Here is a 21225-nt window from a genome sequence, read left to right as displayed (position 1 = left end):
GCGATGTCGATCGACCCTAGACTCCACCACGCCGCGCGGCGGCCTACCGTGCCCCATCGAACGCAATCGGATGGAACGCGGCCGCGGAGCGTCCGGTTACGGGCCAGCGTAGCCGGACGGAACCGTCGTGTTGGCCTGCATGAGCGCGGCATTGACCGAGACGACGTAGATGGGCGACTCCGTCAGCGTCAGCGCGACTTGGCCGTTGGCGTAGGGCACGGTGGCCGCGTTGCCCATCGCATCGAGGACGGTGACTTGTCCCGACGTGCCCGCGCTGTCGACATGCAGCGTGTACGGCACGCCGTAGGTCGCGCTAAAGCCCGACGTCGCGTTCCAGTGTGCGTTGTCGTGGGTCCATAGGGCTGTCACGACTTTACCGCCGCCGAGCTTTTGGAATGCGTATCCGTAGACGCCGGCCGGTACGCCGTTCAGGTAACCGAGCGTACGGGTTCCGTCGAGTATGCGCGTCATCGCGGCGACCTCCATGGCCGCCGGCTTCGGGCTGATATTGCTCGCACCGTAGGTGCCGTTCGCATCGTTCAGATCGAAGAACATGCCGTAGCCGGGCGGCGAGTCGGGCGTGTCCGACGAGTAGAACACGTAGGTCATGTCGGCGCCTTCCCCGAGCAACATGAGGTGCGTCCGCGCAACGACGGCACCGTGCGCGAAGAGGACGTTCGGCGTCGGATAGTTGGCGCCGTACGAGGTTCCCTGGTCGTAGCTGATCCCGGTTTCGGTCACGAACAGCTTCGCGCCGGGTTTGAGCAGACTCGTCATCTCGGCGCGCAACTCGCGCATCGACGCGGGCAGCGCGTTCGCGGCCGTGGCCGGATCGGGATCGGTGGCGAGGCGCTCGGGCGGATGCGAGGGCGACGTACCCGCATCGTAATAGCCGTGTATCGTCAGACCGTCGAGATATTGAGCGATGCCAAGTGGCGCGAGCCGTTTGAGCCACGCGGTGTTCGAGCGTACCATCGACGCCGTCACACCCATGACCACGGCGTTCGGATCGGTCGAATGCAGCCCGTTGTAGGCAGCCTGGTACATCGCGACGAGATTCGCATCGCTATCGGCCCACTGCGTCGGGCCGCCACCGTCCGGTTCCCAGGTGATCTGATAGTAGTTTCTCGCTTGATTCGGGAAGTAGGCCGCGCGGATCTGCGCCGAATCGGTCCCGACACGGCTCGCGTAGTTCTGGAACGCCGACTCCGAGGCGGGGGCATACGCCTCGGTTTTCGCGCCGGTGGGGCTGGCCCAGCCCGGGATACCGTCGAGTTGAATCAGCCGCATGATGTCGCCGGCCTTGAAGTACGGGGCAAGCGTGTTCGTGCCGGGGACGAACGTGTTGGCCCCGTTCGGCTCTTCGACGTACCAGTTGCGCGTGTCGTTGGCCCACGACAAGCCGAGATCGGTATCGAGCGGCCGATAGCCGTCGCCGTTGCAACAGGTTTGTCCTGCTTGCAGGTAATCGGTGCCTTGGCCGCCGAAGCGATGCTGATCTTCGTGCGCGTAGGCGGGTGCCGGGAGCAGCGCCGATACGTCGGGACGTACGCCGAATGTCGCGATGCCGCCCGGACGCGTGCCCAGCGAGGGCAGGGCATTCGTCGATGTCACGAGCGAAGCCGCGACCGAAAAGTAGCCCGCCAACGTGGAAGAGCAACGGAGCGTGACGGTCTGCGGGCCGGTGTTCACGCTGAAACGTCCGCTCGCGCGCACGGCGTTCCAATTGTCGAGGACTTGCCATGAGACGGTGTCGCTCGTCCCTGCGCGCGTCGTGATCGCCAGATCGAACGGGCTGCCGAGCGCGAACGTGCGCGTGCCGTCGCTGCCGGGCGTATCGGCTTCGATAGCCGGGCCGGTACCTCCGGCCACGGCCGGCGCCGACGGTTGCCCGCAACTGAGCGCCTGGCCGCCGGCCGCGACGATCGCGGCGGGGGTGCTCGACTGACCCCCGGGCGCCGGGCTCGATGCGCCGGCACTGCCGCTCACCGCCGAGTTCGAACTGTTGGCGGCGCTCGAGGGGGCGCCGGAGCTTCCGCCGCCGCCGCCACAAGCGGTCAATAGTGAAAGCGCGGCGACGGCCGCGCAGCGGTGCAAGTAGAGGCGGCGTACATGAGTGGGCAAATAAGGCGTCATCGATCGTCGTGTCTATTCGGTGCACCGATGCTTCGCGACGAGGCAAAGCGCGGCGCCGCGCATCGACGGGCGCGATACGCGTGGTTTCGCCAAGGGCGAGGTGAATGGGGATGGTGTGCGTGCCGCGCGGGCGAGGCCGGTCCTGCCGCGAGCGCGAACGGTGGAATAACGTGCGATGAATCGGGTATCAAGCCGCCTGCGGATCGAACATTAGATCGAGCGTCAGGTCGGACGAAAGCCTGATTTCACACGAATCGCTGCCGAGAGACTACAAGCTTTAGCGTCCTTTTTGGAGCGTCGGATCTAGTCGATTTGCGCACGGCCGTGTGGCGGATTCGTACGCTTGGGCGAAGCGCGCGGCGCGCACGTGGGCGGCATCCTTCATATCGACGGATGAATAAACGGCGGCGCCTGCGCAAACATTACCGCTTTCGGCGCAGTCTGCGAAACGCGCGAGGGGGACGGGCGCCGGACCCGCCGTGCCGTCGTTTCGAGCGCAGGCGAGGCCTCGGGACCATCGGATGCTGCGCCGCGCAAGCGGGCCGCCTGTCTCTCTCGAATGACCATCGGACGAAAAATCGAAATACAGATAGCTTCAAGGGCATTGCCGCATTGATTGCGATTTTCAATCGCGAAGAATGAATCATGAATGAAACATGCAATCAACGGATTTCAATGTTTTCGTGCTTGTTTTCGAGCCAATGGAAAAGACGCGACCGAACGCGAGACGCCGCTCGAATCCGGCCCGGGAGGCGCGCTTGCATAGTCGCCAATGTGGCCTCAACAACACAGCAATCGAGACGCAACCATTATCGTCTGCCTATGCGTTCGTGCGCATGCGGCCGTTACCGAAGCCGCGCGCGGTGCGTATCCAGGCAGTACCGGTGAGCGGTCGCCGCTCATCTCACTCGATCGGCTCGATCAAGCCGGCGTCTTCAAGCAACATCTCGGCCGCACAAGAAAACTTCGGGGAACCTAGGCGTCGAAAGCGCTTGCCGTCGGGCATGGGTTTTGCCGGGGCGGCATGGCGTTTTTCGGCTAAATGGCGGGCAATAGCGACGGCTTTTTTCGTGAATTGTCCGATTTGCCCAGGCATGCGAGACAGGTTGTAAACATCGGTTAAAGCATTAGGCGGTATCCGCCTAACGCTATCAGACAAGATGTCGCCGAATTACGTCATGCGATCGGCACTGCGTACGGGCTCTGCCTACGATGCACTGCACTACGAGGGGATCCGGGCCATGCCGGCGATGATTCGTGAGGGAAATGTCATGCCTTACGCGAGTACCGAACCCGCACTGACAGGATGGTGGCGCGCCAGTGCGCAAAACGCGCCCACCGCCACCCGCAGGATTGCGATCTTGCTGTTCGACGGCTTCTCGCTGCTCGGGACCGGCCTCGTTGCCGAAGTGTTCCATGCGGCCAACGAGTTGGCTTGCACGAGCGCCCATCACTTGCAGGCCTACGACATCGCGTTCCTCTCCGCGGAGGGCGGCAACGTGCGCTGCGCATCGTCGGTACGCGTCTGGACCGACGGCCTCGACGCTCGCCACTACACCGGCTTCGACGCATTGTTCATCGCCGGCGGCAAAGGGGCGCACGTCGCGGCGGGCGACGAGCGCTTGATCGGCTGGCTGCGCCACGTACAGACGAAGACGGCCAACATCCGCTCGATCGGCGAAGGAAGTCTGTTGCTCGATGCGGCAGGAATCGGCGCGATCGACAAGGTTTATCACTTCGGCTCCTATCTGCGGCAGACCGCGCGCGAGGACGATGCCGACGAACGCCTCGAGCCGATGAAGGGCGCGTTGACGATGGTCAAGCGCGATCTTGGCGTCGAACTCGCGCGGGCGGTGGCCGAACGCTTGATGCCCGGATCGAGCGCGCGTTTCATGCCGTTGCTCGGCGACGGCTGCGCGGCCAGCGCGGGCGACAAGATTCGCGCGGCCGCGCGCTGGCTGCAAGAGAACTGCGAACGGCCCATTTCCATCGCCGATGCCGCGCAAGTCGCCGCGATGAGCGAACGCAATTTCTTGCGCCGCTTCAAGCTCGAACTCGGCATGACGCCCTCGGACTATTTGTTGCAGGCGCGCCTGGCCATCACCTGCAGCCTGCTGATCGATTCGGAGTTGCCCGTCGATAAGATCGCGCGGCGCAGCGGCATGGGCAACGGCGATCGTCTCGCCAAGATCTTCCGCAAGCGAATGATGATTTCGCCCACCGAATTCCGCTCGCAAGGCCGCCGCGGGGCCGGCGGTTGAACGGGGGCGTCGCTATGAGGTATGCCGTGCAACGAGAGCACGCGCAGCGCCCGGGCGCGCCACGGGTCGTCCCCCCGCGCGCGGCCGCCGGCGAACGCCGCCCGCCCCTGCCGTGCCGCCGGCTCGTTCCCGTCGTGCTGGCGGGTGGGGCGGGGACGCGCTTATGGCCGATGTCGCGCGAGCGCTATCCGAAGCAACTGATCGACGTGATCGGCGCCGACTCGCTGTTGCAAGCGACCGCGCATCGCCTGGACGGTTTCGCGCCGGGTTGGGACGTGGCCGATGCGCCGCTCGTCGTATGCGGCGACGAGCACGGTTTCATCATCGCCGAACAGTTGCGCTCTTGCGGCGTGACGCCGCGTTTGATCGTCGAGCCCGAGCGCCGCGATACGGCGCCCGCATTGACGTTGGCCGCGGCGCTCACGTGCGAGCGCGACGGCGATGCGATCCTCGTGGTGATGCCCGCCGATCATGCCATCGCCGACGTCCGTGCGTTGCAGCACGCGATCGAATTGGCGGCACGGCATGCGCAGCGCGGCGAAATCGCGGCATTGGGTGTGCCGCCGACGCGGCCCGACACCGGCTTCGGTTACGTGCGCGCCGGCGAGCCCTGCGGCGACGGCGCGTATCTGATCGATCGTTTCGTCGAAAAACCGCCGGCCGAGGTGGCCGCGCAATATGTCGCGCACGGCGGCTATTGGTGGAACAGCGGTATCTTCGTGCTGCGCGCCTCCGTCTGGCTCGAAGCGCTCCGGCGCGTTCGGCCCGAAATGCACGCGGCGTGTCTCGCGGCCGTCGCGCGAGGCGCGATGCGCGACGCGCGTTTCGAGCCGGAACGCGAGGCCTTCGCCGATGCGCCGGCCGATTCGATCGACTACGCCGTCATGGAGCGGATCGGCGGCCCCCAAGCGCCTTGCGCCGGGATCGTCGTCCCGCTGCAAGCGGGCTGGTCCGACCTCGGCTCGTGGGATGCGGTATGGGATGCGCTGCATAAGGACACCGACGGCAATGTCGCACGCGGGCGCGTCGTGCTCGAGGGCGCGGTCTCCACCTACGCGCATGCCGAAAGCCGTTTGGTGGCCTGCGTCGGCACGACGGACGTCGTCGTCGTGGAAACCCCCGATGCCGTCCTCGTGGCCGACCGTTCGCACGTCCAGCGCATCAAAGGGCTGGTCGCGCGTATCAAGGCCGAGCACGCGCCCGAGGCCGAGAGCCATCGCAAGGTGCGGCGCCCATGGGGTTTTTACGATTCGATCGACCAAGGCGAGCGCTTCCAGGTCAAGCGTATCGTCGTGGCGCCGGGTGCGCGGCTCTCCTTGCAGATGCATCACCACCGCGCGGAGCATTGGGTCGTCGTGCGCGGTACCGCGCTCGTGACGCGCGGAGACGAAGAGTTTTTGCTGAGCGAGAACGAATCGACCTTCATCCCGCTCGGCGTGCGGCACCGGCTCGCCAATCCCGGCAAGCTGCCGCTCGAAATTATCGAAGTGCAGTCGGGCGCCTATCTCGGCGAGGACGACATCGTGCGCTTCGAAGACAACTACGGCCGCTGCAAGAATGATAGGGCGAGTCCCTGAACGCGAGGGCGAGGGGACCGCCCGCCTCGTTGCGGAGAACGCAAATGCGTGAGATACAGGGTTTCATGACGCGGCTGTCCGATGCCGGCATCGTGTTGGCCGGCGCGGCGCTTGCATCCGATGTTCGGTTCGCCGACGCGCAGCGGCACGATTTCGTCGCGCCCTTCGTCGCGCTCAGCACCGCCTGCGTGCTGGTCTTGTTTCCGGCATTCGGCGTCTACGATTCGTGGCGCGGGCGCTCCAAGCGGATGCTGGCGGGGCAGGTCGCGCTCGCTTGGCTCGTCGCGCAGGCCTGCGCGCTTACCGCGATGTTTTCGTTGCGCGAGATCGACTACGTCTCGCGATTGTGGTTTGCCTATTGGAGCGCGCTTGCCGGCGCGTCGTTGATCGTCTACCGGCTCGCCGCGCACGCCGTGCTCGCGCGGTTGCGGCATGCGGGGATCAATCTGCATCAGGTCGCGATCGTCGGAGCAGGCCCGCATTGCGACGCCATCTTGCGCCGCATCGAGGCCGCTCCCGCCACGGGCTTTCGGGCGGCGGCCGTACTCCTCTTGCATCCGCATACCGCAGTCGAGGGCGGCCGATCGGCCAGCGGCGGCGTGCGCCGTTTCGTCGATCTCGATGCCTTTGCGCGCTATGTCCGCGGCAGCGATTTGCATGAGGTTTGGCTTGCGCTGCCGCTTTCCGAGGAGCGCACGATCCTGCGCATCGTTGCCGAGTTTCGCGACGATCTGGTCAATATTCGCTTCATGCCCGACGTGCGCTCGCTGGCGTTGTTCGAGAGCGGCGGCGTAATCGATTTGCTCGGCGTGCCGGCGATCAATCTCGTGGCCTCGCCGCTCTCGCCCCGTGCGTTGCTGACGAAAGACATCTTCGATCGACTCTTCGCCGCGTGCGCATTGCTCGGCCTTTCGCCGCTGCTTGCCGTTATCGCCGTGGCCGTCAAGCTGTCCTCACCCGGGCCGGCCCTGTTCAGGCAAAAGCGAAAGGGTGCGGACGGGCGCATCTTCACGATGTACAAGTTCCGCACGATGCGGGTCCATACGGAAGCCCCAGGCGTCCTGCGACAGGCGGTACGTCACGATCCGCGCGTGACGAAGCTCGGTGCGTTTCTGAGGCACACGAGTCTCGACGAATTGCCGCAGTTCTTCAACGTGCTGCGCGGCGACATGTCCGTGGTCGGACCGCGTCCGCACGCGCTCGAGCACGACGATCTCTATCGAAACGTCGTGGCCGGTTATATCCACCGTTACCGGATCAAGCCCGGCATTACGGGCTGGGCGCAGATCAACGGTTATCGCGGCGAGACCGACCGTATCGAAAAAATGGAGCGGCGCGTCGCGCACGATTTGTACTACCTCGGCAATTGGTCCTTCGGTCTCGACATGCGAATCATCGCGGCGACGATCGTCAAGGGATTCGTCCACAGCAACGCGTACTAGGCCGCCCGCCACTTCGCGAACCATCGGCACGGAGGACGTCATGTCCGGATCGAACCCGCACATTCGAACGATATATTCATTAGGAGTACTGATCGGTACGTTTCTGCTGCCGGCCTGTTCGCTCGTACCCGGTCAGCGCATGGTGACGCCGCCGGCCATCGCACAGGCGGGGGGAGAGTACAGCACCGAGCCTAGCCAGAGCGTGCAGGTGCCGATCACCGATATCAACCTGAAGCTGATCCGTTCGATGAACGAGCAAGCGCAGCAGCACCCGATCTCGGACCAAACGCAAGCGCTCTTCGGCCGACCGGCGCCGTACCGCGTGGGGCCCGGCGATGTCCTGCAGATCACCGTCTGGGACCATCCGGAGCTCGCCGCCGCGCTCGGGCAGCCGACGCCGACGACGCGCACCGACGACGCGGCGCCCGGATTCGTCGTGGATGAGGCGGGCAATCTGCAGTTTCCATACGCGGGGACCGTGCACGTGGCGGGAGATAGCGTCGACCAAGTGCAGCGCAAGATCGTCGGCCGTATCAGCAAGGTGTACAAGAAGCCCGAGGTGACAGTCCGGGTGGCTTCGTTCCGGGCGAAGGCAATCTATATCGACGGCGACGTCGGCAAACCCGGGTCGATTCAGATCAACGACATTCCGATGACGTTGACGGAGGCCATCGGTCGCGCCGGCGGTTTCACGAGCGCGGCCGACCAAAGCCGCGTCACGCTCGTTCGGGAGGGCAAACGCTACCCGATCAGTTTCGCCGAACTCGTGCGCGGCGGACATAGTCCCTCCGAGATCGTGCTGCGGCCCGGCGACATGGTGCACGTCGGTTCGCGCGACGAAAACGGCGTCTACGTGATGGGCGAAGTCAATAAACCCGCGACCGTCATGCCGATGCGCGACGGCCGTCTCACGCTGGCCGAAGCGCTTTCGCAAGCCGGCAGCCTGAACCCCGCGACGGCGCAAGCGAAGCAGTTGTTCGTGATCCGCGATTCCACGGGCAGCAATCCGCAGATTTATCACCTCGATGCCACCTCGCCGGTCTCGATGGTGCTGGCGAACCAGTTCGAGCTGGAGCCGAAAGACGTCGTCTACGTCGATAACGGCGCGCTCGTGAAATTCAATCGCGTCTTGAACTTGTTCCTGCCGGCGATCAACGCGGCGATCACGGGCGTCGTCGTGACCAAGTGATCCGGCCGCCAAGCGGCATCCCTATGAGGCGAGCAACCATCATGGCTATCGACTTCGAGCATCGCTATACCGATTTGGGCTCCGGCGAGGAATTGCGCCTTGCCGACTATTTGCATGCCATTGCGACGAATTGGCGGCTCGTCGCGACGACGACGCTCGTCGTCACGCTGCTCGGCTCGGCCTATGCGTTCTTGGCCCGGCCCGTGTACAAGTCCGACGCGATCATCCAAGTCGAGGAGAATCCCAACGCAGGCAACGGTGCCGCAAACGAGCTCCGCCGGCAGATCGAGCCGTTGTCGCGGATGTTCGAAACGAAAGCGACCACGGCCGCGCAGATCGAATTGCTGAGGTCCAGGCTGGTTACGGAAGGCACGGTGCGCGACCTGCATTTGGATATCGGCGCGCAGCCGCGCACGCTGCCGATCGTCGGGTATTTCACCACGGCGCTGACGACCGGCAAGTTCGGCTTCACGATGCCGCCGTTCGTGGACCTCGGCGGTTTTGCTTGGGGCAACGAAACCATCGAGGTGTCGCGCATGGACACGCCCGGCGCTCTCTTCGGCAAAACCTTTACGGTGACGGTGGGCGAGGGTGGCACCTTCACGTTGAGCGACCCCGACGGCATCGCGATCGCAAGCGGACGCGTCGGCGACGATGTGACCGGTGCGACGGCGGCGGGTCCCGTGCACGTGCGCGTCGATCGATTGACGGGCCGCGCCGGCACGCGTTTCGACCTGACACGCTCGTCGACGCTCGATACGGTCGAACGACTGCAGAAAGAGCTCAGCGTCAAAGAGACGGCGCTGCAATCGGGCGTCATCGCGTTGACCCTGCAAGGTGCGAATCCGGCGTTGACGGCCGATGTCGTGAACGGGATCGCCCGCCACTTCATTCAGCAAGACGTCGATCGGCGTTCGGCCGAAGCCGAACATACGCTCGCGTTTCTCGACCAGCAACTGCCGCAGCTACGCCGCGAACTCGACGCGGCCGAGCAGCGCTACAACACCTTCCGCAATAACCACGGAACCGTCGACTTGAGCGAGGAAAGCCGCTTGCTGCTGCAACAAGCGGTCGAGAACAAGACCAAGCTTGCCGACCTCGAGCGGCAGCGTGTCGACCTGTCGCAGCGCTTCACGTCGAGCCATCCGGCCGTGGCCGCGCTCGATGCGCAGATCGCACAGCTAAGAAGCGCGCAGGCCGAGATGACGAAGAGCGTCGCCGCACTGCCGGACACGGAGCAGACTGCGTTGCGCCTGCTCCGCGACGTGCGCGTCGATACCGAGCTTTATACGAACATGTTGAATAGCGCTCAGCAACTGCGGGTGGCCAAGGCCGGGCAAATCGGCAATGTGCGCGTCGTCGACTTCGCCGAGGCGCCCGATAAGCCCGTCTGGCCCAAGCGTGCGCTGATCGTTTTCTTCGCATTCGGCGGCGGACTGTTCATCGGCATCATCGCGGCGTTCATACGCAAATCGCTCTACGGCGGCGTGGAACGCGCCGACGAAATCGAAAGCGCGCTGGGTGTGCCGGTCTTCGCCGTGGTGCCGCGCAGCGGTCTGCAATTGCGGCTGCAGCAAAACGTCCTCATGCGCCGTCAAGGGCTGCACGTGCTGGCCGCGCATTCGCCGCAGGACATTGCCGTCGAAGGCGTGCGCAGCCTGCGCACGTCGCTGCAACTGTCGCTCGATCAAGCGCCGAACAATATCGTCATGCTGACCGGATCGCGTCCCGATGCCGGCAAATCGTTCCTCTCGGTCAATCTCGCCGCGCTCGTCGCCTCGGCCGGCAAACGCGTGCTCGTGATCGACGGCGACATGCGCCGCGGTGAAGTGCATTCGCATTTCGGCGTCCGGCACCAACCGGGGTTATCGGACGTGTTGCGCGGCGGCGATCTCGACAGCACGATTCAGCGCGAGTTGCTCCCCGGTCTCGACGTGCTCGCCAAAGGCTCGTTGCCGACGCATCCGTCGGAGCTCTTGATGAGCGATCGGTTCCGCGAGGTGCTGCAAGCGCTCGCGTGCCGGTACGACCTCGTCATCATCGATACGCCGCCCGTGCTGGCCGTGACCGATTCGACACTGATCGGCAAGTATGCGGGCACGACCTTGCTCGTCGTGCGCTACGGGCGGCATCCGATCGGGGAGATCGGCGAGACGGCGAAGCGGCTCGAGACGGGCGGCGTGAATCTCAAAGGCGTGCTGCTGACCGACGTGCCGCCGGCCATGCCGCTGCTGGGAGGTTCTTATAGAGGCGGCTATTACGGCTACGAAAGCACGGCCGAGTAAGCACGCCGGACGAACGACGATAGCGATGACGAGGAGCCGAACATGAACCGCAAGGTGGCATTGATCACGGGTGTGACGGGGCAAGACGGTGCGTACCTGGCCGAGTTGCTGCTGGAGAAGGGCTACGAAGTGCACGGCTTGAAGCGGCGAACGTCGCTGTTCAATACCGATCGCATCGATCACCTTTATCACGATCCGCACGAGAACGGGGAGGGCGGGCGGCAGTTGCATCTGCACTATGGCGATCTCACCGATTCGACGAGTCTGCTGCGTGTGATCCAAACCGTGGAGCCGGACGAGATCTACAACTTGGCTGCGCAAAGCCATGTGGCCGTTTCGTTCGATGAACCGGAGTACACCGCGAACGCCGACGGGCTCGGCGCATTGCGTATCCTCGAAGCGATTCGCGTGCTCGGTTGGCAGAGGCGTACGCGGTTCTATCAGGCATCCACCTCGGAGTTGTATGGGCTCGTGCAAGAGACGCCGCAGCGCGAGAGCACCCCGTTCTATCCGCGCAGCCCGTACGCGGTAGCCAAGCTGTTCGCGTATTGGACGACCGTCAACTACCGCGAAGCGCATGGTATCTACGCTTGCAACGGCATCTTGTTCAACCACGAATCGCCGGTGCGGGGCGAAACGTTCGTTACGCGCAAGATCACGCGTGCGTTGGCGCGGATCGCCGTGGGGCTGCAGCGCGAGCTGTATCTGGGGAATCTATCGGCCCGGCGCGACTGGGGCCACGCGCGCGATTACGTCGAGATGCAATGGCTCATGCTGCAGCAAGACACGCCCGAGGATTTCGTCATCGCCACGGGCGAACAGTACAGCGTGCGCGAGTTCGTGCAGCGAGCGGCGGCCGAGCTCGGTATCGAGGTCCGCTTCGAGGGAAGCGGGCTCGACGAAGTCGGCGTCGTCGAGCGTGCGCCGGGCCGCGAGACGCGCGTTTCGCCGGGCGAGGTCATCGTCCGAGTCGATCCGCGCTATTTCAGACCGACCGAAGTCGAAACGCTGCTCGGCGATTGCACCAAGGCGCGCGAGAAGCTCGGGTGGCAGCCGAGCACGCCGTTTGCGGCGCTCGTACGCGAGATGGCGCTAGCCGACTATCAAATCGCGCGGCGCGACGCGCTCGTGACGATGGCGGGATTCAAGGCGCTCGAGCACCACGAGTGAGGTGTGGCGATGAACCTCGAGCCACGCATATTCGTCGCCGGGCATCGCGGCATGGTGGGCTCCGCGCTGATGCGCGAGTTCGCGGCCCACGGCTACCATCTCGTCACGCGCGGGCACGAAGCGCTCGATCTGACCGATCAACGGGCCGTGCGCGCGTTTTTCGCCGCCGAGCGAATCGATATCGTGTTGCTGGCGGCCGCGCGCGTCGGCGGCATTTTGGCCAATTCGATGCGGCCCGCAACCTTCATCTACGAGAACCTCGCGATTGAGGCCAACGTGATCGATGCGGCCTATCGAGCCGGCGTCTTGCGGCTCGTGTTTTTCGGGTCGTCCTGCATTTATCCCAAGCAGTGTCCGCAGCCGATTCGCGAAACGTACCTGTTGAGCGGCGCGCTCGAACCGACGAACGAACCTTATGCCATCGCGAAGATCGCGGGGCTCAAGCTGTGCGAAGCCTACAACCGGCAATACGGCACTCGCTACGTCGCGCTGATGCCGACCAATTTATACGGCCCGAACGACAACTACGATCTATCGGGCTCCCACGTCTTGCCGGCGCTGATTCGCAAGGCGTACGAGGCCGTCGAATCGAAGGCCGCCACGCTGACGGTATGGGGCACCGGCGAGCCGCGGCGTGAGTTTATGCACGTGGACGACCTCGCGAGCGCGACCCGTTTCGTCATCGAACACGATATACCCGACGGTGTGTACAACGTCGGCGTCGGCGCCGATCTGACGATACGCGAATTGGCGCAGCGCGTGGCGGCCGTGGCGGGTTTTCGAGGCGAGCTCGTCTTCGATCGCACCAAGCCGGACGGTACGCCGCGCAAGCTGCTCGACGTGTCGCGCCTTGCTCGCATGGGCTGGCACGCGACGATCGGGCTTGCCGAAGGCATCGGGGCGACCTATGCGGACTACGCTGCGCGGCAGCGCGCGGCCAATGCGGCATCTAACGGATGAGCGAGCATGAGCTCAACAGTGACGATCTTTCACAACGTCGTCTGGTCGCGTCATAAAGGCGCGGTGTTCTCGGCGCTGTACAACCTCTCGGCAGCGGGCACGATTCGGTATGCGATGGTGCAGATCGCCGATACGGAGACCGACCGAATCGGCTTTTCCGAAGTCGATTACTCGTTTCATCGATACCCCATGCGAAAGTTGTTCGATGGCTGTTACGAAGACGTTCCCGTGTGGAAGATGGTGGTTCGGCTCACCTCGGAGGTACTCAAGAGCAAGTCCGAACTGATCGTGTTGCCCGGCTATCATCGGCCGGAATACTGGGCGATGCTGGCCGCGTGCATCGTGGCGCGCAAGCCGCGCGCGGTGTTTTGCGATTCGACGGCCCTCGATCGTCCGCGCCGTTTGATGACGTCGATTCCGAAGCGCATCTTCTTTTCGTTGTGCGACGGTTATTTCGGCTTCGGCGAACGCAGCCGCGAATATTTGATGTCGCTCGGCGCCAAGCGCGAGCGGATATTCGTGCCGTGTCAGGCGGCGGCCCTGCCGCGTTCGTTCTCCCGCGAGCGGGCGTTGGGCGAGCGCTTGCGCGCACGCCGGCAGGGCGAGCCCGTCTTCCTTTACGTGGGTCGGCTATCCGAAGAGAAGTCGATCGATACGCTGCTCGATGCGTTCGGGCGCGTATGCGCCGAGTTGCCGCAGGCGCGGTTGCGTATCGTTGGGACAGGGGGGCTGCACGATGCGCTGGTCGCGCGCGTGGTCTCGCTGGCGCTATCGAGTGCCGTGCGGTTCGTCGGCAGCTTGCAGGACGAGCCCCTGTCGCATGAGTATTTCGGTGCGACTTGCCTCGTTTTGCCGAGTCATAGCGAGCCGTGGGGACTCGTGGTCAACGAAGCGCTGAGTCATGGATGTCCGGCGGTGGTCAGCGACCGCTGCGGTTGTGTGCCGGAACTGATCGTCGAAGGGGAAACGGGATTGTCGTTTCCCGCCGGCGACGTCAACGCGCTCGCCGTGGCGCTGGCTCGGGCGCCGCAGGCGTTCGTCGACGTCGAGCACACGGCGCGCGCTTGCATGGCGCGAATCGCGCGATTCGATCCGCGCTCGGCGGCCGCGAATATCGAGCGCGGCTGCGCGACAATGCTGCGCATGCGCGAGGATGGCCGCACCGCGGCGCGAGCGAGCGGTATTCGGCGATGAAGCTCCTTATGTACGGCCTCAATTACGCCCCCGAGTTGACGGGCACGGGCAAGTACACCGCCGAAATGGCCGAGGCGCTAGCGGCACGCGGGCACGAGGTGCATGTCGTCTGCGCGCCGCCTTACTACCCGGCTTGGCGCGTTGCGGCCGGTTGGTCGGCCTGGCGCTACGCGGCGGAGACGCGCGCGGGCGTGAGCGTGCGGCGCGCGCCGCTCTGGGTCCCCGCGCATCCGCGCGGCGCGACGCGCGTGTTGCACCTGGTCTCGTTCGCGTTGACGTCGATCTTGCCGATGCTGGCGCAGTGGCGCTGGCGGCCCGACGTCGTGATGGCGGTCGCGCCGACGCTCCTCTGCGCGCCCGTCGCGCTTGCGCTCGCGCGTGCGACGCGGGCGAGCGCCTGGCTGCACGTGCAGGACTTCGAGGTGGAGGCGGCGTTCCAGCTAGGCTTGCTCAAGCCTGGGTATGCGGCGCGTCTCGCGCATGGGTTCGAGCGAGCGGTGCTGAGGCGGTTCGATGTGGTGTCGTCGATTTCGGAACCGATGGTCGGGCGATTGGTCGCCCTCGGTGTTGATCCGGCACGCGCGCTGTGTCTGCCGAATTGGGTCGATGCACGGGCCATCTATCCGCTTGGGCGAGCAAGCCCGTACCGGGAAGAACTGGCGATCGCCGCGGGCGAAAAGGTGGTGCTGTATGCGGGGAATATGGGCGCGAAGCAGGGGCTTGAATATCTGGTGTCGGCTGCTGCCAGGCTCGTCCGACGCGCGGATGTTCGATTCGTATTTTGCGGCGACGGCGTATTGCGTGAAGCGGTGGCCGCACGGTGCGCGTGCTTGCCGAACTGCGTGACGATCGGGTTGCAGCGAGCCGAGCGGTTAAACGAATTGCTCAACGTAGCCGACGTGCACGTATTGCCGCAGCGGGCCGACGCGGCGGATCTCGTGATGCCCTCGAAGCTCGCGGGCATGATGGCGAGCGGGCGGGCGATCGTCGCGACGGCGCGCGAGGGGACGCAAATCCATCGCGTGGTAAGCGGGCGAGGGATCGTGGTGGAACCCGAGGACGAAGCGGCATTGGCGGGGGCGATCGAGACCTTGGTGGACGATGCGCGATTGCGCGCGCGATTGGGCGCCGCCGCGAGGCGATACGCGGTGCGCGAGTTGTCGCTCGATGCAGTGATCGAGCGGCTCGAGCAGCGGGTGGTCCCGGGTGGTGGGGGTGGGCGGTTGGACATCGCATTGAAAAGGATCGGGCAGGGCAGCGTGAGATAATCGTGCTGATCTTCGGATTGGGGCAGAGACGCTCGATCGGTGGTGCTACCAAGGCATCCGATAAACCTGCCCCACGGCCTTACCCACGTCCCCCGACCCGTGATAAATCGACAGAGCCGATTGTGTCGGCGACTGCGATCCGGGATCTGCGGTGTTTCCCTTCGCATTGCCCGTGGCCTGCGTATTCGCCGTGCCGGGCCGCATGCGCTTGGCGTCGGCTAGGGTTGGGCCAAGGGTTTGCGTCTTGTAGCCCTCGTTGCCGTAAAGATCACCGGCTGGCGCGGGTCCGCCCAGCAGCGCTTCCGGCTCGCCGCCGAGCGATTCGATCCGGTCGTCCTTGCGCTGTGGTTGAGTCAATCCTTGCGCCTGCTTGCTCATCGCGACACGTCCGAGGTCGTCGTCGCGCTTTTGACCATACGTCATTCCCGCGATGCAAAGGCACGCGGCGAAGCCTGCGACACACCGCCAGGTGAATCCAATGCCCATGGCTGCCTCCCACCGTCCCCTCGGCACGATGATCATCGTCACGCGCGCAAGCACGCGTGCCCCGACAAAACACAGTCGCTCACCGCCATGCTCACAGCACCGATACGACGCTTCAGGACACCCGCACGATAATCGAGCCTGCATGCAGGAGAGAACACGCACGGCGGGAACAACCGAAATGGACCGTCATACCCAAGAGATCCCCGTCATCGACCTGAGCCGCGCGGGTAAAGGCAACTATGTCGCCAAGCGCGGGTGGCTCGTCCAAGCGCTTTGGTTCGTCCTCGAAGCGTGCGTCGTGAACAACAAGCTCAATCCGAGTTCGGCCCTGCGCGTGACGCTATTGCGCGCCTTCGGCGCCAAGATCGGCCGGCATTGCCGCTTCGTGCATCCGCTGCGCGTCAAAGCGCCGTGGAATCTCGAGGTCGGCGACGACTGTTGGTTCGGCATCGACGTATGGCTCTATAACCAAGCACCCATCCACATCGGCTCGCACGTCTGTCTATCGCAAGGCGCGTTTCTCACGACCGGCTCGCACGATGCCGCGGCGACGATGGATCTGCGCGTCGCGCCGATCGTCATCGAGGACGGTGTCTGGATCACCTCGAAATGCGTCGTGCAAATGGGCGTGCGTATCGGCCGCTCGGCACTCGTTACGCCGCTCTCGGTGGTTCATCGATCGCTGGCCGCCGGCGGCGTCTACGGCGGCAATCCTTGTCGCTTCTTGCACCCTCGCTTCCCCCAAGCACGCTGATCCTCGCGGGTTCGCGAGCCACGCCTCGCGCACGGCGGCAACGCCTGTGCGCCTGCGCCCGGCCATGGCGGTAGGCGCAGACATCTTGTCGGGAAGAGGTGGCGCACTGGCCTGAAGATCAGAGAAAAAGGGGGAAGCCATGTTCATCGATACGCGCGGCATCGACGAAGGCCGAGAGATCGAGACGACCGTATGCGTCGTCGGGGCGGGCGTCGCCGGGATTACGATCGCGCTCGAATTGGACCGGTGCGGGATCGACACCTGCTTGCTGGAAAGCGGCGGCTACCGGCCCGACGAGGACACGCGCGATCTCTATCGAGGTGAAAACGCCGGCTTGCCGTACGCGTTCGCCGACGGCAGCCGCAGCCGCTACTTCGGCGGCAGCAGCAACTGCTGGGGCGGCTGGTGCCGTCCGCTCGATCCGTGGGATTTCGATAAGCGCGACTGGGTGCCGGGCAGCGGTTGGCCGTTCGGATTCGATGAGCTCGCGCCGTACTACGCACGCACGCATGCGCTGCTCAAGCTCGGACCGGACAACTTCGATCCGCCGTTTTGGGAGCAAGCGATCGGGCGCCATGACGTGCGGCGCATCCCGCTCGTGACGGGCGATCTGCGCGACACCATCGCCCAATTCAGTCCGCCCGCCCGCTTCGGCAAACTCTATCGCGGCGATCTCGAACGCTCGCCGCATATCCGCGTGTTCCTGCATGCCAACGTCGTGCATATCGATACCGACGCCGCCGCCCATCATGTCGAACGCGTGCAAGTGGCCACGCTCACGGGCCGGCGCATGAGCGTCACGGCGAAGCGCTTCGTCCTGGCGGCCGGCGGTATCGAAAATGCGAGACTCCTGCTCGCGTCCAATCGCGTGCAGGCCGCCGGGCTCGGCAACGCGCACGACAACGTTGGCCGGTATTTCATGGACCATCCGCGCATCATGTCGGGCAGCGTGCGCTTCGCCCCCGGGTGGGCGCGCAATAAGCTCTATGACATCAAGTATCACTACCAAAACGCAGCCGTCGCCGCCTACGGCACGCCTATCTCGTCGCAATTCGCGCCGACGCCCGCCGTGCTGCGGCGAGAAAAGTTGCTCAATTCGCGCGTATGGTTCTTCTCGGTGTTCTACGGCGAGGGCAGCGACGGCGCGCAGGCATTGATCCGCTGCAAACAAGCATTGCTGCGTAAAGAACAGCCGGGCTGGCGCTTGAGGGACGATCTTGTCACGATGCTTAGGCATCCCATCGATACCGCCGGATTCGGACTCACGCGTGCCGTCCAGCCGCGCGCCCTGATCCGCGACGTCAAACTGCAGGCGATCGTGGAAGCGCAGCCCAATCGCGAGAGCCGCGTCACCCTCGCTGAGCAGCGCGACCGGCTGGGCATGCCGCGCGTGAAGGTTGCTTGGCGGCTCACCGAGCTCGCGCAGCGCACGTTCGACCGTACGTTCGAGTTGTTGGCGCAAGAGCTACGGACAAGTGCGGTTGCGCAGGTCAGGCTCGATCCGCCGCTCGCGGGCCGTGCTTGGCCCGCGTCGCTCGAAGGCACCTGGCACCACATGGGCACGACGCGGATGCACGAATCGGCCCGAGAGGGCGTCGTCGATCGGGATTGCAAGGTATTCGGCATCGACAATCTATTCGTGGCGGGCAGTTCGGTGTTTCCGACGGTCGGCGCAAACTTTCCGACCATCACGATCGCCGCGCTTGCGCTGCGTCTGGCCGGTCATCTCGTGAAGTCGCTGCATACGCCCGACGCCGTGGTCGTTCCCGCCTCGCTATGCCATGGCGCGGACGACAATACGGCTGTGCCGCTCGTCCCCGTGGCCGTACCGTTTGCATCGGCGTTGATGCGACTCGTCAGGCATTGAGACCGCGATCCGGCTCGAGGACATCGAGCAACGCGCGCGCATGCGCTTCGATCGTAAAGCGCGTGGAGAACGCGAGCCGTGCCTGCGCGCGCATGCGCTCGGCGCAAACGGGATCGAGCGCAAGCCAGCGGCGCAGGTTTGCCGTTGTGCCCTCGATCGTGTCGGATGCGACGAACCCCGCTTGATCGGCATCGACCTCGCGCCAGATGTTGACCTTGTCGGAGATGAGCACGGGAATTCCGCTCGCAAGCGCTTCAGTCACGGCAATGCCGAAGTTCTCCTGATGCGAGGGAAGCACGAACGCGTCGCTCGCGGCGAAGGCGCCCCACTTCATGTCGTGCTGCAGCAGACCCGTCCAAGTGACGCGCGTGGCGACGCGCAGTTCGCGCGCGAGCGCCTGAAGCCGCGAGACGACACCGGCGTCGCCCGTGCCGGCCATGACGAGATGCAGCCCGGGTTCGGCGGGCGCAATGCGCGCGAATGCTTCGAGCAGCAGATCGCAACCCTTCTTCGGATGGAGCCGCCCGAGAAAGAGCAGCACGCGTTGCGTTGCAAGCGTCGGGTAGGCTTGCCGGAAACGAGCGCGTAGGCGCGCCGCATCGCCCGGCGGTGCCGGCGTTCCGCAGGGAACGATTCGTTCGCGTGCGCGGTAGGGTTTGAACGATTGCCGCGCAAGGAAGCGCTCTTCGCCGGTCGTAAAGAGCACGGCGCGTGCGTCGCGCAGAACGCGATATTCGCCCCACGGCCAATACAAACACTTCTTCAAATGTTTGAGTGGAAAGGCGTGCTTGAACCACGGATCGAGCATGCCGTGCGCGAACACGTAGTACGGGACGCTAAGGCCTTGCAGCGCCTGCCGCGTGGCCAGTCCGTGATATTGCCAAAGCCCGTGAACGATCACGGCGTCGAATCGCGGGGCATGCATGCGCAGCCAAACCGGTGCTTGCGGCGCGAAGCCGTACGTTCCTCGACCTGGGCCGAGCGCTGTCACCGGCACGGGCGCATCGGCGAGAAACGGCGCATCGGGGGCGTCCAGCGTCGCGACTTCGACCGCGTGCCCGAGCCGCGCGAGCGCGACGGCGCTGTGCCGAACGGCTTGCACCGGCCCGCCCGCGGCCGGGTCCAAAGAGGGCAATACGTGCAGCAGGTTCATGGTGCGACGGCGTCGGCGTTTGTGCTCGACGATCGTTGCGAGGGGGTATAGGCCGCGCAGCGTCTTTCCGACCGCGCCGATCGCGCAAGTCGCGCGTGCATCGCGACCATGAGTCCGAGCCCGAGGCCGAAGACGAGCCCGGAAAACCGCGGGCCGAGCGGGTTGCCGCCGACGGACGCGGCCGGAAGGGCGGCCGTCAGCAGGATCGCGCGGCCGAGCACGGGCAGTTGCGGCGTATCGGGCGCGCGGGCGCGACGGCGCCGATAGAGGATCGCGCAGCGCGCCAGCGCGTAGAGCAGCACAAGCGGAAGCGCGAGCCCGAACAGCAGACCGCCCGCGAAGAATTGGTAGACCCAGAAATTGTGCCCGGCCGCCCAGTCTCGTTCGGCGTAGAAGTCCTTCTTGCTCATTTGCCCCGCGAGGTCGGGCAAATACGCGGGCGAGTAGCCGTAGTCATGGCCGTAGCCTTTGCCGATGAGCAGCGAAACGGGCGAGGAAGTGACCTGATCGTATTGATCGCGCATCTCCGCGAGGCGCGTGATGGTCGTCGGATCCTCGCCTGTCTTCGTCCCCGATTTGGCGAAGTCGATTCTTTGCACCCAGTGCTGGGCCACGTCCGGAAACCATGCGGCCGCCGCGACAGCCATGCCCGCGAGCAAACAGGCGGTGATAAGCGCGCGCATGCCCGCGCGCGCGAGACGGCGGCTTCCGGCCGCGCTCATCCAGATCGCGAGTACGAACAGCAAGGCCGTGCCGAGGAGCAGCGAGCGCGTGACGCTCAACAGTTCGATGACGATGGTGGCCATGAATAGGCTCAGCGTGAGCATCGTATAGCGTTTCGCGACGACGAACTCATGCAGCAGCACGCCTTGCAAGGCCAGGAACGTAACCGAAACGATCCGATAGCGGACCTCGGCCAGGGACCCCGCGACCATGAAACCGAATAGGCAGGTGAACGCGAGACTGACGACGTTGGCCCAAAAGAGTGCCTTTTCGAACTGTTCCAGCCGCGCCTCTTGCCAGGGCCTGCATCCCACGGCGAATCCGAGTTGAAACAGCACGAACGGCAACAGCACGCGCACATATTGGCCGAGGCTGTTTTCTTGGAGCCATTGCGTTGCGAGGCTCGCGGGTACGGCCAGCATCAACGACGTCGTCACCCAAGCGCGCAACGCCGAGCGGTGCCGCACGCGCGGACCGATGAGCAGCAATACGATGCCGGCGGCCACGACAGGGACCACGAGCGCGATTTGAGCCAGATGGCCGTCGTTCGTCGCGGCCGCCTTGTAGTCCATGGCGAGCGGGAACACGAACAGCCAGATCAATGGACGTGTCAGCGGGTTCGTCGCCATGCGCCGCATGCCCGGAGCGAATCGGTATCGCGCCTCTCTCATGTCGAAGCTGCTCCTACTCGTTGACGGCGCGAGGCCCCAATCAAGAGCCGACTATACCGCTCGGCGCCATCGCGGGGCGCGCCTGTGGC

The 21225-nt window shown here is 64.9% G+C and carries 16 protein-coding genes; 11 read left to right on the top strand and 5 right to left on the bottom strand.

Translation table 11 applies throughout. The features are described from left to right. Window positions 1-96: 96 nt before the first annotated feature. On the bottom strand, window positions 97-2136 hold the full coding sequence (locus DXT59_RS20925; protein WP_116138779.1) for a hypothetical protein: 2040 nt from the start codon (window positions 2134-2136) through the stop codon (window positions 97-99). A 904-nt stretch (window positions 2137-3040) separates the two neighbouring features. Beyond that, window positions 3041-3295, bottom strand: coding sequence for a hypothetical protein (locus tag DXT59_RS20915; protein ID WP_162878176.1), 255 nt, complete (start codon window positions 3293-3295; stop codon window positions 3041-3043). A gap of 112 nt (window positions 3296-3407) precedes the next feature. On the opposite strand from DXT59_RS20915, the gene DXT59_RS20910 reads away from it, so the two are divergent. The 9 genes from DXT59_RS20910 to DXT59_RS20870 all read left to right on the top strand — a co-directional run bounded on the left by DXT59_RS20910 (window position 3408) and on the right by DXT59_RS20870 (window position 15482). Continuing rightward, complete coding sequence (locus tag DXT59_RS20910) at window positions 3408-4397, top strand: GlxA family transcriptional regulator (protein WP_116138867.1); 990 nt, start codon at window positions 3408-3410, stop codon at window positions 4395-4397. 107 nt (window positions 4398-4504) lie between these two features. After that, window positions 4505-5974, top strand: a complete 1470-nt coding sequence (locus DXT59_RS20905; protein ID WP_240324616.1) for a mannose-1-phosphate guanylyltransferase/mannose-6-phosphate isomerase — start codon at window positions 4505-4507, stop codon at window positions 5972-5974. 44 nt (window positions 5975-6018) lie between these two features. Then, entirely contained in the window at window positions 6019-7416 is a 1398-nt protein-coding gene (locus DXT59_RS20900) for an undecaprenyl-phosphate glucose phosphotransferase (protein WP_116138775.1), read from the top strand. Window positions 7417-7456: 40 nt separating this feature from the next. Continuing rightward, on the top strand, window positions 7457-8605 hold the full coding sequence (locus DXT59_RS20895) for a polysaccharide biosynthesis/export family protein (protein WP_205417459.1): 1149 nt from the start codon (window positions 7457-7459) through the stop codon (window positions 8603-8605). Window positions 8606-8646: 41 nt separating this feature from the next. After that, window positions 8647-10890, top strand: a complete 2244-nt coding sequence (locus DXT59_RS20890) for a polysaccharide biosynthesis tyrosine autokinase (protein ID WP_116138773.1) — start codon at window positions 8647-8649, stop codon at window positions 10888-10890. A gap of 42 nt (window positions 10891-10932) precedes the next feature. Continuing rightward, window positions 10933-12060, top strand: a complete 1128-nt coding sequence (gene gmd, locus DXT59_RS20885; protein ID WP_116138772.1) for a GDP-mannose 4,6-dehydratase — start codon at window positions 10933-10935, stop codon at window positions 12058-12060. A gap of 9 nt (window positions 12061-12069) precedes the next feature. After that, window positions 12070-13020 carry a GDP-L-fucose synthase family protein gene (locus tag DXT59_RS20880; protein WP_116138771.1) on the top strand — a complete coding sequence of 317 codons (951 nt, stop codon included), beginning with the start codon at window positions 12070-12072 and terminating at the stop codon, window positions 13018-13020. A gap of 6 nt (window positions 13021-13026) precedes the next feature. Then, window positions 13027-14214, top strand: a complete 1188-nt coding sequence (locus DXT59_RS20875) for a glycosyltransferase family 4 protein (RefSeq protein ID WP_116138770.1) — start codon at window positions 13027-13029, stop codon at window positions 14212-14214. Next, a complete protein-coding gene (locus DXT59_RS20870; protein WP_116138866.1) occupies window positions 14211-15482 on the top strand; it encodes a glycosyltransferase WbuB in 1272 nt (423 codons plus the stop codon). The genes DXT59_RS20875 and DXT59_RS20870 overlap by 4 nt, the downstream gene beginning before the upstream one ends. Before the next feature lie 45 nt (window positions 15483-15527). Here the strand turns inward: DXT59_RS20870 and DXT59_RS20865 are convergent, their stop codons facing one another. Then, window positions 15528-15968, bottom strand: coding sequence for a hypothetical protein (locus DXT59_RS20865; RefSeq protein WP_162878175.1), 441 nt, complete (start codon window positions 15966-15968; stop codon window positions 15528-15530). Between the two features lie 178 nt (window positions 15969-16146). Here DXT59_RS20865 and DXT59_RS20860 point away from each other — a divergent pair, with 178 nt between their 5' ends. Continuing rightward, window positions 16147-16722, top strand: a complete 576-nt coding sequence (locus tag DXT59_RS20860) for an LbetaH domain-containing protein (RefSeq protein WP_240324601.1) — start codon at window positions 16147-16149, stop codon at window positions 16720-16722. Window positions 16723-16861: 139 nt separating this feature from the next. Further along, the gene (locus tag DXT59_RS20855; protein ID WP_116138768.1) at window positions 16862-18589 is read left to right on the top strand and encodes an FAD-dependent oxidoreductase; all 1728 of its coding nucleotides are present in this window, start codon (window positions 16862-16864) and stop codon (window positions 18587-18589) included. Here DXT59_RS20855 and DXT59_RS20850 read toward each other — a convergent pair. Both DXT59_RS20850 and DXT59_RS20845 read right to left on the bottom strand, forming a co-directional pair. Next, window positions 18579-19742, bottom strand: a complete 1164-nt coding sequence (locus tag DXT59_RS20850; RefSeq protein ID WP_116138767.1) for a glycosyltransferase — start codon at window positions 19740-19742, stop codon at window positions 18579-18581. The genes DXT59_RS20855 and DXT59_RS20850 overlap by 11 nt on opposite strands. Next, on the bottom strand, window positions 19739-21136 hold the full coding sequence (locus DXT59_RS20845; RefSeq protein ID WP_162878174.1) for a hypothetical protein: 1398 nt from the start codon (window positions 21134-21136) through the stop codon (window positions 19739-19741). Before DXT59_RS20845 ends, DXT59_RS20850 begins: the two co-directional genes overlap by 4 nt. Window positions 21137-21225: the final 89 nt, after the last annotated feature.

Source organism: Trinickia diaoshuihuensis (assembly GCF_003390925.1).
Classification (GTDB): domain Bacteria; phylum Pseudomonadota; class Gammaproteobacteria; order Burkholderiales; family Burkholderiaceae; genus Trinickia; species Trinickia diaoshuihuensis.
Note: the sequence above shows the minus strand (reverse complement) of the source record. Positions and strands in the feature narration are given on the sequence as shown.

Excerpts from the sequence above, each read along its gene's own strand:
- DXT59_RS20890 (WP_116138773.1), top strand. The coding sequence starts at position 8,647 with ATGGCTATCGACTTCGAGCATCGCTATACCGATTTGGGCTCCGGCGAG.
- DXT59_RS20865 (WP_162878175.1), bottom strand. The coding sequence starts at position 15,968 with ATGGGCATTGGATTCACCTGGCGGTGTGTCGCAGGCTTCGCCGCGTGC.
- DXT59_RS20925 (WP_116138779.1), bottom strand. The coding sequence starts at position 2,136 with ATGACGCCTTATTTGCCCACTCATGTACGCCGCCTCTACTTGCACCGC.
- DXT59_RS20850 (WP_116138767.1), bottom strand. The coding sequence starts at position 19,742 with ATGAACCTGCTGCACGTATTGCCCTCTTTGGACCCGGCCGCGGGCGGG.
- DXT59_RS20875 (WP_116138770.1), top strand. The coding sequence starts at position 13,027 with ATGAGCTCAACAGTGACGATCTTTCACAACGTCGTCTGGTCGCGTCAT.
- DXT59_RS20845 (WP_162878174.1), bottom strand. The coding sequence starts at position 21,136 with ATGAGAGAGGCGCGATACCGATTCGCTCCGGGCATGCGGCGCATGGCG.
- DXT59_RS20880 (WP_116138771.1), top strand. The coding sequence starts at position 12,070 with ATGAACCTCGAGCCACGCATATTCGTCGCCGGGCATCGCGGCATGGTG.
- DXT59_RS20855 (WP_116138768.1), top strand. The coding sequence starts at position 16,862 with ATGTTCATCGATACGCGCGGCATCGACGAAGGCCGAGAGATCGAGACG.
- DXT59_RS20860 (WP_240324601.1), top strand. The coding sequence starts at position 16,147 with ATGGACCGTCATACCCAAGAGATCCCCGTCATCGACCTGAGCCGCGCG.
- DXT59_RS20870 (WP_116138866.1), top strand. The coding sequence starts at position 14,211 with ATGAAGCTCCTTATGTACGGCCTCAATTACGCCCCCGAGTTGACGGGC.
- DXT59_RS20910 (WP_116138867.1), top strand. The coding sequence starts at position 3,408 with ATGCCTTACGCGAGTACCGAACCCGCACTGACAGGATGGTGGCGCGCC.
- DXT59_RS20895 (WP_205417459.1), top strand. The coding sequence starts at position 7,457 with ATGTCCGGATCGAACCCGCACATTCGAACGATATATTCATTAGGAGTA.
- DXT59_RS20900 (WP_116138775.1), top strand. The coding sequence starts at position 6,019 with ATGCGTGAGATACAGGGTTTCATGACGCGGCTGTCCGATGCCGGCATC.
- gmd (WP_116138772.1), top strand. The coding sequence starts at position 10,933 with ATGAACCGCAAGGTGGCATTGATCACGGGTGTGACGGGGCAAGACGGT.